Below are 10,968 nucleotides of genomic sequence, written 5' to 3'. Positions count from 1 at the left end.
CTTCATGTCCGGGTTTGTTTCTTTGGCTTTTTTGATGCGTTGGAACAGTACCGGGTGGCACCATGCTGCGTTAGAGCCTATCAGAACAACTAGCTTAGAGAGTTCAAAATCTTCATAGCAGTTGGGAACCGTGTCGCTGCCGAAGGCGCGCTTATGGCCAACGACGGAGGAAGACATGCATAGACGGCTGTTAGTGTCGATATTGGCGCTGCCAATAAACCCTTTCATCAGCTTATTAGCGACGTAATAATCTTCGGTTAAGAGCTGGCCAGAAGCATAAAACGCAACGGACTCGGGGCCATATTGATCGATAGTTTCTTTAAATCGGGTAGCGACATGATTGATAGTCTGATCCCAGCTGGCCGTTTTCCCTTTGATAATGGGCTTCAATAGCCTGCTAGATAGATCTAGGGTTTCACCTAGTGCCGAGCCTTTTGAGCAGAGACGGCCAAAGTTAGCTGGGTGGTGCGGGTCGCCTTGTATTGTCACGTCCCTGTTATCAGCGTGTGTTGTTGCAATAATGCCGCAGCCTACACCACAGTAGGCGCAGGTGGTCTTTATTTCCTGCGGTTTTGTGCTTGTCTCTGTTGAGTTGATCATTTGAGTCATCTTGATGTTCCTAACCCGCTAAATCTAAGGTGGTAGTTTGCTTGGCGGTTTGAAAGTAGCCTTGGCCGAATATCAAAAACTCTCTCATGTCTTCGATATTGCAGCGCTGTTCAAGTAAGCTTTGATACCATGAGCCGTCTTTGGTATCGCCATATAGAACAACGCCTATGATGTGCCTATCTTTGATAACAAGCTTTTTATATACCTTGGCAGAAGGATCAGAAAAACGGATTTCCTCGCTTTCTTCATCACCTAAGAAATTACCGAGTGAGAATAAGTTAATACCGGTTACTTTTAATTTGGTCGCACTGGGGAGAGTCTTGTATTCCGCAACACCGTGGCCACTGAGGTGATTAGCACATACTCTGGCTTGCTCGAACAAAGGTGCTACCAGGCCAAAAGTGTCGCCTCTATGCTGAATGCACTCCCCCACAGCATAGATGCTAGGGTCGTACGTTTGTAATGTATCGCTGACAACAATGCCTTTTTCACAATGTAAGCCCGCTTTCTCAGCCAGTTCAAAATTTGGCCTGACGCCAATCGCCATAACAAATAAGTCGCAGTCGAGCTCACTTCCATCGGCAAAGCGAACGGCTCTAACATGCCCTGAATCATCTGCAAGAAGCTCTTCTGTCTCGGCCGGCATTTTAAACTTAACGTTTCGGCTTGTGAGTTCCTGCTGGAGTAAGTGACCGGCTGTCGCATCGAGCTGTCTGTTAAGGAGCACTTCCTTGCTATGAATAACGGTAACGTGCATGCCTCGCTGCGCAAGGCCGTTGGCTGCTTCAAGACCTAGTAGCCCGCCGCCTAAGACCACTGCATTCTTTTTTGTCTCGCTATAGGCAAGCATCTTATTGACATCATATATATCGCGAAAGGCGATCACACCTTCGAGTTTGCTTCCTGGAATAGGAAGAATAAAGGGTTTAGAGCCTGTTGCTATCAGTAGTCTGTCATAACGTGCTTGAGTGCCATCACGTGCTGTGACGCAACGTTTGCTTCTATCGATATCAATAACCAGCTTATCTGCTCCGGAATACAGGGTTATATTATGGTCGTGATACCATTGCCGGTCATGAATAATGATATCTTCAATGGACTTTTCTCCACAGAGTACGGGGGATAGCATGATTCGGTTGTAGTTGCCGTAGGGCTCAGCACCAAAGACCGTAATATCAAACTTTTCAGGAGAGGCGCTGACTAACTCTTCTACAGCTTTCATTCCAGCCATGCCGTTTCCGATTACCACAAGCTGCTGCTTCATCTCTAATCTCCGTACTGCCGTGTTATGAATGCTATAATCAATACATTGCTAATTTTTGCAAGTTATCGCAGCAATTTATATACCATTGGAGGTATGATTCTAACTCAACATGGTTAAGTACGCTGCAAGTCTCTTTAATAAGGCACTTAAGATTGACTTAGCTTAAGTTCATATACGGTTCACGGATGGATTAGTTTTGCACTATTTTGGTTCAACGTGTGGGTTGTTTGATGCGCCAAGGTCGATATAAAAATAATTATAGAATGTTTCATCGTTTGCTTGTTTTTATCTGTGTGTTGTTATCGTGGCGCATTTCTTATGTCGATGCTAATGAACTCAAAAAGACCGACATCGCCTTGCCAGCTTCCTATGAGGGTGACTCAAGCGCTCAAGATGAGATAGCAGAGGGCTCCCCTTACTTCGATAATTCGACTATCTCCTGGATTGAAACAAAACGCAGAGCATTGGCCGGAGATATCGTTGCTTTAGGCGCATATATTGATGGTTTGATGGGTGATCTAGAAGCCATTTCAGATCACAATCAAAGTTATGTAAAACTTTATTTGGGCTTAGGTGAGTCGAAATACTATGGGACAGAAGCGCTTCATAGATTGCGTTTTAGTTTAGATTTACCCATAACAAAAAGACGTTTTCGTTTTATTTTGGAAAGTGAAGATGAAGAAGCAGAAAACTCCGTGGATCAGGAGAGTACTAGGTCCTCCTTGAGTGAAGAGTCCGGTGAGGATGGCATTAATGCAAGTTTTAGGCTTTTATTTGATGCACGCCATTGGGATCGCCTTTCCTTTGACTGGGGGCTTAAAGCAAATTTGGACCCCGATATATTTTCAAGGGCTCGAGGAATTCGTAGCTGGAGTTTGTCAGAAAAGTGGTCATTAACTTTCTCTCCAGAGTTGTTTTGGTATGAAAGCCGGGGGGCAGGAGCCCGATCATCTTTCGATTTTGATCGCTTGGTTGGTGACTTTTATCTGCTTCGTCTACAGTCTTCCGTTGTTTGGTATGAAAGGTACGGACACAGGCGATACGTTCAAAACCTTGCTTTTTTCCATGACATCAATCAGCGGCGAGCGCTGGAATACTCGTTTGGATTTTCTGCCGATGAACGACAGCATCATACCGTTGTATCAGAGTATTTTGCGCAAATTCGCTATCGACGTAATTTGTATAAAGGCTGGTTTTTCTATCAGTTGAATATTGGCACAACATTTCCTAGGGAATATGAATATAAAACTAACCCTTTTATCGGTATCAGGTTTGAAATTTTGTTATCTGATGACCTGGAGAAAGTGCTAAGAACACGCCTTTACTAAAGCGGACAGACACAAAAAAAGGCTAAGTTCATAAAAACTTAGCCCTAAATTGCTTGAAGATAAGCAAAACGAAAATGATGAAGAACTTGTAAATAGCTTTGGATAATAGCAGCCCGAAAAAACAGCGGAGGTACAACAAAACCCTCCGCTAACGGGGGATACTACTCAAATCCACGAAAATAATTCTAGGTTATAAGAGGCCGTAACAATATAGTTTTTGAGTAAGGTCTTGTAAGGGATTGTGTTGCTATTGTGAGGTGCTGTGATGTGATGTACTAGCCTGCTAGCGAGCCTATAGACGGCTCGGTCTACAGGCTTTGGCAGTCTACTTATATTGAATAAATAACGAAAACGGCAGGCGGAGGGTTTCACCCCTAGCATGATCAACCCCTTGCCGTGCTATCCCATTTTGGAGTATTAATCGGGCTATTTACAGTATGCTAGTGTTCGGCTCATTCTTCCAGCGAGAGATTACAATCGTGTCTGTTTCAATTGCCTGGCGCATTTGCTGTTGGCAGCCTTCTTCTATGTCACTTACGCGCGGCACTGAGGCACTATCATCAACTGTACAAATACATGATGCGATTTTGACTGACACATAACCGGAAGCTGTGCGGAAAGATTTTAGATTTATACCATCATGAATGCGGCGATAAGAACTGATAGAGCAATGATCTATGTTGCCAAAGTTAGCGATGATCGCGTATTGATGTTCTGCAACGCGGCAAAGAACATCTAAGGGGCGAATTAGGCTTCTTAAGCGGCGCGTTATACCTAGTGCGACTTCTTCACAGGTCATGTGGTTGTGCTGCTTTTTGATGACAGGCCAGTTTTTGATATCAATTAGCATGTAACTAATTGCGCCACCACGAGACTCGGTGTGCCTGAGAAAGTTTGCTAAAGTCTCTTGCGCGAGACGTTTATTACCAATACCTGTTTCAATATCGACAATATTCTTTTCTTCGAGGTGTTTATTGTTTTCAATGAGCAAATGATTTGCAGACAGTAAAGTATTCTGTCGCTCTGACATTCTGTCTGCGGCATACACGCGAGGAAGAAGTTGCTTAGACATTTCTGACTTGAAGATGAAGTCGTCGATACCTTTGTCGAAGGCTTCATTTAGAGCGCTGCTACCTTCTTTCGCTGTCAAGAGTATTACATAAGTAAAGTGGTTGTTTTGCTCATCTAACTGCCGGACTTGAGCTGTTAACTCTAAGCCATCAATTTCTGGCATTAACCAATCTGCAATGAGTACACTAGCTTGGCGCTTGTCTAGCATCGCTAGGGCTGTGTTGGCATCGTTGGCGATGCGGACGTCTCTATAGCCTGCTTTGCCAAGCGTTTTGGCTATGATTGTGCTGCTGAATTTTGTGTCATCCACTACTAGAATGGAAAGATCGAGATTGGGCATGAGTCCAGGTCCTTATCCGAGTCTCTGATTCTTCAATACGATATACAAATCCGTTTACTATTTCGGCTATCGCGTGTAGCGCTAAGCGCTTATGGTCAGCGTGCTTAGTTGCTACAAAATTCTACTGCGAGAAAAAGTTACTCAGCTTTATTATTGTTTCCCCAGTTTAGACGTGTTTTTAGCTTTGTGCGAAAGTCATTTACAAGAGATTCTCTTGAAACTGATTTTTCAAGTAACTACTCAAGTCACTACCCGCTATAATGGGGAAAATTTATTGTTAATGATACGCGGGAGTATACCATGCCATCTTTTGATACGGTCTCAGAACTTGACATGCATGAGGTCACAAATGCAATTGATCAAGCAAAACGTGAACTAGGTAACCGTTGGGACTTTAAAAATGTTCAGGCCGATATTGTTGTCGAAGGGACACGAGTCACTTTTTCAGCCGAGCAGGACTTTCAGCTTGAACAGCTTATCGAAATGCTGCAGATGGCATTTGCTAAACGAAAGCTTGATGTTCGTTCTCTGACTGAGGCGGGTGACAGTAAAGCGGGCAAGTTAGTTAAAAGAAGTTTTGATATCAAACAGGGAATTGATAAAGATGTTGCACGAAAAATGGTTAAGATGGTGAAAGAAGCCAAGCTTAAAGTTCAGGTGGCAATTCAAGGTGATAAAGTTCGTGTTACGGGTAAAAAACGAGATGACTTGCAAGAAGTGATGCGCTTCTTCAAAGAATCGGATCTTGATATTCCGCTGCAATTCAATAATTTTAGAGATTAAGCTTAGAACGCTGAATCGGCTGTTGCTTCCTTTAGGGTGCTTTTATCTTCAATTCGCGATGAAAATATAAAAATATGTCTCAAGCACACTTAGGCTGGCGCCAGTCTTTAAGCTCTCTAAAGCACCCTCGGGTTCTGTCGATGCTGTTCTTCGGGTTTTCGGCAGGAATTCCCTTACTGTTAATATTTTCTTCGCTGTCTTTATGGTTGCGTGAAGCAGGGGTCGAACGCTCGACGGTTACTTATTTTAGCTGGGCGGCTTTAGCCTATTCTTTCAAATTCTTATGGGCGCCACTTGTTGATCGCCTTCCTGTGCCTTTGCTAACAGCCAGAATGGGGCGTCGAAGAGCATGGTTATTGATTTCCCAGCTAGCTGTTATGTCTTCTATCGCAATGATAGCTGCCGTTAACCCGGCTCAAGAAAGTGCTTTGAGCGTTATGGCTTTTGCGGTTGTGATGCTGGGGTTCTCATCGGCGACGCAAGATATTGTAATCGACGCCTATCGAATCGAGTCTGTTGGCACCGACCTGCAGGCATTGATGTCTTCCACCTATATTGCGGGCTATCGTATTGGCATGCTGGTCTCGGGAGCAGGGGCTTTGTTACTGGCCAGCTCTTTTGGCTCATCTGGTGAGGAATATGTCTATGATGCTTGGAGATCTACCTACTTGCTGATGTCTTTGACCATGTTAGTCGGGCTTGCTACGACCTGCATGGTGAGAGAGCCGAGCACAAGTAATGATACAAATAGTGCTTTTACTTCTGCTCAATATCTGAGGTTTTTGCTGTTATTTGTCGCCAGTATTGCACTGTTTGTATCGGTGTATATTCTAGGCTCTGAACTGGCTGCAGAATTGAAAATCTTCTTGGCTGAGTTGTTTAAGAACTCTGCTTTAGGGAACTTGCTAGTTGAATGTTTACGCCTGCTTACAGGGCTTTTAACTGTCGCACTGTTTATTCGTTCGATGGCCAATACCCCCTTTTACGAAAAGACACTCATACATCAATCTTATATTGCTCCCGTTGAAGAGTTTTTTAGCCGCTACGGTCTAAAGCTAGCGGTCTTATTGTTGATATTTGTCGGCTTCTATCGTATTTCAGATATTGTCTTAGGGGTAATCGCGAATGTTTTCTTTCAGGATATGGGCTTTAGCAAAACAGAGATCGCGACGGTTGTAAAAACCTTTGGCCTATTTATGACGATCGCAGGGGGATTTTTAGGAGGCGTGTTATCTGCTCGTTATGGTGTGATCAAAATGCTTTATACCGGTGCTTTTTTAACCGTCGCAACTAATCTCTTGTTTATGCTGCTGGCAGAGTCGGGTCATAATATTGAGTTGCTGTATTTTGTGATCTCGGCCGATAACCTAACGGCAGGATTGGCCAGTGCGGCATTTATAGCCTTCCTTTCAAGCCTGACCAATGTGTCTTTTACCGCTGTTCAATATGCAATATTTAGTTCGCTGATGACGCTTTTGCCAAAAGTAATCGGAGGGTATTCGGGGAGTATGGTTGATAATTTGGGCTACTCAAACTTCTTTTTACTTGCGAGTTTGATGGGTGTCCCCGTTATTGCCTTAATATATTGGATTCAACGTTATTCTGCGTTTAAGGATGCTTAGCGGCTCTCGTTCATAGACAGTAGGCTAACGTTAAATATAGCATTGTCTGTTTTTGATAAGTTCAATGAAGTCTGTTTCCGATATTGGCGGGCAATAATGATAACCTTGAACAAGGTCGCAATGCATATCTTGAAGGAGCGAAGCCATGTGATGGTTCTCGACGCCTTCTGCGACGACTTGTATTCCCAGTGCATGAACCATCTCAATGATGCCTCGAACTAAGGTTCGATCTTCCTGTGATACGAGAATTTCATCAATAAAACTCTTATCAATTTTGAGGATTTCAATTGGTAACTTTCTCAGATAACTCAAAGATGAGTGGCCTGTACCAAAGTCATCTATTGCGGTTCTGATACCCATGCTTTTTATTTCGTGGAGCGTCTGAACTGCCAGGTCCAAATCGTCCATAATTGCGGTCTCAGTCACTTCAAGCTCAAGTGTTGAAGGGTCAATTCCAAATGTGCCCAGTGAGCGTGCTAGGTCTTCTTGAAGCAAGCCTCTATGGAAGTGACGTGCAGAAATGTTGAGTGCCAATATGAAGTCGGAGTCAAGATAGGTCTGCCACTCTTTTAGGTGTTTGCAGCATTGATGAATTACCCATTGGCTGATAGGAATAATTTGGCCATTTTCTTCAGCAATTGGGATGAACTCAAAGGGGTTGCGATATTTTCCATCTTCTTGCTTCCAACGGATCAGTGCTTCAGCGCCTTTGATGGAGCCAGTGTCGAGATCAATTTTGGGTTGGAAGAATAACTCAAACTGCTCTTGCTCTAGCGCAACATTTAACTGACTGCGTATTTTTAAGCGATGCGCTGGCTGGTCGTTCTCACTTGCTTGATATATCACATATGTATTTTTGCCACGTTTTTTGGCTTGATACATGGCAATGTCAGCATTACTAATTAATTTGTCGGAGTCATTGCCGTGATCGGGGGCGGCGGCAATGCCGATACTCGCGCTCATGTAAATATCTTCATTGCCTAAATGAAATGGTGTGCCAAAAGAGTCAACAATTGCTTGTGCAAATTGTTTGGCATTATCTGTGCCATCTTGTTTTTCCATCACTGCAATGAATTCGTCACCACCATGTCTAGATAGTAGTGTGTGAGGGGGCAGCTCGGCTTCAAGGCGCAGAGTTATGGCCTTGAGTAGTGCATCGCCAACACCGTGTCCCAGAGAGTCATTTACATCTTTAAATCCATCAAGGTCGATAAACAGGACAATCGTCTGGTCTTTGTTTTGACTTGCCGAAGTCAGGGCGGTATCGAGCCTGTTTGATAGAAGCCTGCGGTTAGGTAGGCCAGTAAGCAAGTCATGATAAGCTCGGTGACGGGCTTCCTCTTCTTTGAGTTTTAGTTCGCTGATATCCCTAAAGCTCCAAGCCAGGCCAATAATCTCGCCAGAGTTGTTTTTCGTCTGGGGGTTGGAATATGCCTCAATAGTTCGACCCTTTAGTGTTTTTATTTCACACAGACGCTGCTCTTTGGGAGTCTCGAGGCTGAATTTAAACTCGGCTGTCAGTGAGTTTGGCTCGCTGATGAGGGTTTCTGTTTCTTTTAGAAAGTCTGCTATATGGTTGATGTTCTTTTCTTCAGGGTCGATACGGAACATCTCACAGAAATTTGGGTTGTAGAGTCTGACTCTACCTTCCAGATCGAGCACTAATAGAGCTTCATGGCTCGACTCTAAACTTGCATGCAATAGTGAATGAGATTCTTTAAGCGCACTCTGGGTTATCTTAAGTTCTGTAACTTGGCGCTCTAGTTCTTTATTGCGTGTAATGAGTTCCTTTGCTGACAGTTGAACGGAGCGCTCGAGGGTTGTTCTTTGTTCATCAGCTTCGACATAACTATTATGTACGGCATTCAAAAATGCAGTAATGCGAGGGTCATCCGGCACTTCTGATAGGTGCTTTTCGATCTGCTCTAGAATGAGTTTATGGTACTTCATAGCTTTCGTTTGTACTGCATGTTACTTAATGAACGTAGAGTCATTAATTTTCTATGTTACAAGGTTATCTCTACTTCACTTTAGAGTGCGTGCTGAAAATGCTTTTTAACCTAGGAAAGCAGGAGTCGAGTTCTCATTAAGTACCCGGCACATGACTATTTCAAGTGAATCTACTTAAATTTAGACTATATTTCTGTGTTTCGCTGTGAAATTTTAATGTTACTTGAATTGTCTTTTAGCCAAGCCAGAGATATTGGCACATAGAAGTAGAGCTCAGTGGCATAGGCACGCCTTCTGTTTCCAACAGTGAAGTTTGTTCCAGAAACTTATCGGAGCCTATCGGGAAGGAGCACTTTCCTTGAGCATTAATTATTCGGTGCCAAGGAATGCGGCTGTCTTTAGGTAGTTGTTTTAATATGTAGGCGACGTAACGTGCTTTGCCTGGGTGCCCTGCCAGGGATGCTATTTTCCCGTAAGAACAGACTTGCCCGCTGGGGATGCTCGCCAAGCAGGCCAGTATAGCCTGCTTGCATTCACTTTCGTTTGTTGCCATTGGGAGTTAGATTCTTAGTCCACCATCGACATCGATGACCCGGCCTGTAAGGTAATTATTTTCAAAAATGTGCACCACACTTTGTTGAATATGGCTAGGTTGGCCGGGGCGACCTAAAGGGATAACTTTCTTCATATGGTCTTGAGCCTCAGGTTTCATACTGGCTGTCATTTCCGTTTCCATAAAACCGGGAGCGATCGCCATAGAGCGAATATTATAGCGCGCGAGTTCCTTGGCCCAAGTGACGCTTAATGCAACCACGCCAGCTTTAGCCGCGCTGTAATTACTTTGTCCAATATTGCCTTCTCTGGCGATACTGGAAATATTAATAATACAACCCTCTGAATTGGTGTTAACCATCAGGCGGGCAGCTTCACGGCCACACAGGAATACACCACTAAGGTTAACGTCGATCACGCTTTGCCATTGCTGCAGGCTCATGGTTTGGCTAACTTTGCCATCTTTAGCTTTTAGCAATAAACCGTCTCGTAGAATGCCGGCATTATTAACGAGGCCATTCAGCTTTCCAAAATCGCGCTCAATCGTATTAAAGGTGTTCTCTACGTCAGCCTCTTGGGCAACGTTGCAAACATAGGTTTTAGCTGTGACGCCCAGTGCTTCGCACTCATTAGCGGTTTCATCAAGACGTTCTGCATTCATGTCGATCAGAGCGAGATTAGCTCCTTTTTCAGCAAGGCCTAAAGCCATTTCTCTTCCTAAGCCTTGAGCGCCGCCTGTAATTGCAATAACTGCATCTTGTAATTTCATGTTCTGCCTATATTAATACCAGATTGGGACGTGTTGGGTATCGAGGGATCACCCCTAACCCTTAAATGAGAATCTATCTTAATGGCTTGTTAGGATAAGAAAAAGGATTAATGCAGTCGGGTACTAATAAATCTCGACTTGGAGTAAGTATGCAAATTTTATTTTTACTGTTCTTGATTGTTCCTATCATTGAGATGTTGGTATTAATTGAGGTGGGCTCATTTATTGGTGTCTTTTATACAGTGTTGCTGGTGTTATTGACGGCAGTCATAGGTGTGACGCTGCTTAAAAAACAGGGGCTGAGTACCTTTATCAGAGCTAATCAGAAGATGCAAAGTGGCCAGATGCCAGTCTCTGAAATTGGTGAAGGGATGATGTTGGCAATCGCGGGAGCATTGTTGCTTACCCCTGGGTTTGTGACCGATACGATTGGCTTTATTTTATTGACGCCGGGCTTTAGAGCTTCGTTTGCCAAGATGATTGCGAAAAATCTGGTACAGAATTCCTCACAAAGCGGCTTTTATTCCCAGACAACTTATAGACAGTCGTCTCAGGCGGAGGAGCAGCCGGTTAAGGACCCTTTCTCTGCCCAGGAATTTCCCCAACGTACCGTTCCGCCTGAAGAGATCGCCGAAGGTGAGTTTCAAGAGATAAAACAAGAAAAAGAAAAATAAGTGCTT

Annotated in this window: 10 protein-coding genes; 4 read left to right on the top strand and 6 right to left on the bottom strand. The window is 43.9% G+C overall.

From position 1 onward, the window contains the following. Both A3757_RS13460 and A3757_RS13455 read right to left on the bottom strand, forming a co-directional pair. The coding region (locus A3757_RS13460) for a molybdopterin-dependent oxidoreductase (protein ID WP_156506316.1) at window positions 1-600 on the bottom strand (600 nt) is incomplete at its 3' end. A gap of 19 nt (window positions 601-619) precedes the next feature. Next, window positions 620-1,873, bottom strand: coding sequence for an NAD(P)/FAD-dependent oxidoreductase (locus A3757_RS13455; protein WP_068516472.1), 1,254 nt, complete (start codon window positions 1,871-1,873; stop codon window positions 620-622). Between the two features lie 230 nt (window positions 1,874-2,103). Between A3757_RS13455 and A3757_RS13450 the strand changes: the two genes are divergently transcribed. Beyond that, window positions 2,104-3,201, top strand: coding sequence for a hypothetical protein (locus tag A3757_RS13450; RefSeq protein WP_068516468.1), 1,098 nt, complete (start codon window positions 2,104-2,106; stop codon window positions 3,199-3,201). A gap of 430 nt (window positions 3,202-3,631) precedes the next feature. Here the strand turns inward: A3757_RS13450 and A3757_RS13445 are convergent, their stop codons facing one another. Beyond that, on the bottom strand, window positions 3,632-4,612 hold the full coding sequence (locus tag A3757_RS13445) for a response regulator (protein WP_068516467.1): 981 nt from the start codon (window positions 4,610-4,612) through the stop codon (window positions 3,632-3,634). Window positions 4,613-4,912: 300 nt separating this feature from the next. On the opposite strand from A3757_RS13445, the gene A3757_RS13440 reads away from it, so the two are divergent. Continuing rightward, window positions 4,913-5,395 carry a YajQ family cyclic di-GMP-binding protein gene (locus tag A3757_RS13440; RefSeq protein WP_068516464.1) on the top strand — a complete coding sequence of 161 codons (483 nt, stop codon included), beginning with the start codon at window positions 4,913-4,915 and terminating at the stop codon, window positions 5,393-5,395. Between the two features lie 74 nt (window positions 5,396-5,469). Beyond that, a complete protein-coding gene (locus A3757_RS13435; RefSeq protein ID WP_068516461.1) occupies window positions 5,470-7,017 on the top strand; it encodes an MFS transporter in 1,548 nt (515 codons plus the stop codon). A gap of 30 nt (window positions 7,018-7,047) precedes the next feature. Here the strand turns inward: A3757_RS13435 and A3757_RS13430 are convergent, their stop codons facing one another. The 3 genes from A3757_RS13430 to A3757_RS13420 form a co-directional block, all read right to left on the bottom strand. Continuing rightward, window positions 7,048-8,967 carry an EAL domain-containing protein gene (locus A3757_RS13430; protein WP_068553714.1) on the bottom strand — a complete coding sequence of 640 codons (1,920 nt, stop codon included), beginning with the start codon at window positions 8,965-8,967 and terminating at the stop codon, window positions 7,048-7,050. A 235-nt stretch (window positions 8,968-9,202) separates the two neighbouring features. Next, window positions 9,203-9,520 (bottom strand): MGMT family protein, encoded by a 318-nt coding sequence (locus tag A3757_RS13425; protein WP_068509027.1) that lies wholly within the window; start codon window positions 9,518-9,520, stop codon window positions 9,203-9,205. A 6-nt stretch (window positions 9,521-9,526) separates the two neighbouring features. Then, a complete protein-coding gene (locus A3757_RS13420; protein ID WP_068509029.1) occupies window positions 9,527-10,288 on the bottom strand; it encodes an SDR family oxidoreductase in 762 nt (253 codons plus the stop codon). A 149-nt stretch (window positions 10,289-10,437) separates the two neighbouring features. Between A3757_RS13420 and A3757_RS13415 the strand changes: the two genes are divergently transcribed. Beyond that, on the top strand, window positions 10,438-10,962 hold the full coding sequence (locus tag A3757_RS13415; RefSeq protein ID WP_068509064.1) for an FxsA family protein: 525 nt from the start codon (window positions 10,438-10,440) through the stop codon (window positions 10,960-10,962). The last annotated feature ends 6 nt before the right edge of the window (window positions 10,963-10,968 follow it).

This window comes from Oleiphilus sp. HI0117 (assembly GCF_001635235.1).
The sequence above is the reverse complement of the archived record's forward strand: the minus strand, read 5'-3'. Positions and strand labels throughout refer to the sequence as shown.

Coding starts and splice junctions, on each gene's coding strand:
- A3757_RS13455 (WP_068516472.1), bottom strand. CDS start 1,873: ATGAAGCAGCAGCTTGTGGTAATCGGAAACGGCATGGCTGGAATGAAA.
- A3757_RS13450 (WP_068516468.1), top strand. CDS start 2,104: ATGCGCCAAGGTCGATATAAAAATAATTATAGAATGTTTCATCGTTTG.
- A3757_RS13445 (WP_068516467.1), bottom strand. CDS start 4,612: ATGCCCAATCTCGATCTTTCCATTCTAGTAGTGGATGACACAAAATTC.
- A3757_RS13440 (WP_068516464.1), top strand. CDS start 4,913: ATGCCATCTTTTGATACGGTCTCAGAACTTGACATGCATGAGGTCACA.
- A3757_RS13435 (WP_068516461.1), top strand. CDS start 5,470: ATGTCTCAAGCACACTTAGGCTGGCGCCAGTCTTTAAGCTCTCTAAAG.
- A3757_RS13430 (WP_068553714.1), bottom strand. CDS start 8,967: ATGAAGTACCATAAACTCATTCTAGAGCAGATCGAAAAGCACCTATCA.
- A3757_RS13425 (WP_068509027.1), bottom strand. CDS start 9,520: ATGGCAACAAACGAAAGTGAATGCAAGCAGGCTATACTGGCCTGCTTG.
- A3757_RS13420 (WP_068509029.1), bottom strand. CDS start 10,288: ATGAAATTACAAGATGCAGTTATTGCAATTACAGGCGGCGCTCAAGGC.
- A3757_RS13415 (WP_068509064.1), top strand. CDS start 10,438: ATGCAAATTTTATTTTTACTGTTCTTGATTGTTCCTATCATTGAGATG.